The sequence below is a fragment of the Nocardioides cremeus genome (genome assembly GCF_030518195.1).
GTDB classification, from domain to species: domain Bacteria; phylum Actinomycetota; class Actinomycetes; order Propionibacteriales; family Nocardioidaceae; genus Nocardioides; species Nocardioides cremeus.
This window is the reverse complement of the sequence record NZ_JAULSC010000197.1, coordinates 1-285: the sequence shown is the minus strand read 5'-3', so window position 1 is coordinate 285 and position 285 is coordinate 1. Positions and strand designations below refer to the sequence as shown.

Annotated in this window: 1 pseudogene; it reads right to left on the bottom strand. The window is 74.0% G+C overall.

Features of this window, described 5'->3' with window-relative positions:
* Nucleotides 1-193, bottom strand: a pseudogene (locus QWJ41_RS21020) (hypothetical protein); the annotation flags it as partial.
* Nucleotides 194-285 lie beyond the last annotated feature (92 nt).

The following is a 285-nucleotide window of genomic DNA, read 5'->3' as shown; positions in this document are numbered from 1 at the left end:
AGAGGAAGACCATCGCGAGCCCGGTGACCATCGCCAGCACGAGCGTGGTGGCCACGAGGACCCGGGCGACGGTGTGCCGGCGGCGGGCCCGGGCCTTGCGACGACCGGAGCGCCCACGGGTGTCGGGCTTGCGGCGGGCCTCGGCGCGCGGGGCGCCCGCATCGTCCGCGGGCGCGGGCTGCTCGTCGGACATGGGTCACCTTCGCATCGGAGGAACATCCCATTCTGACCGGCACCCGCGGGTAACCCCAAACGGCCTCAGCGACTTCTCAGGCGCGCGCGCTC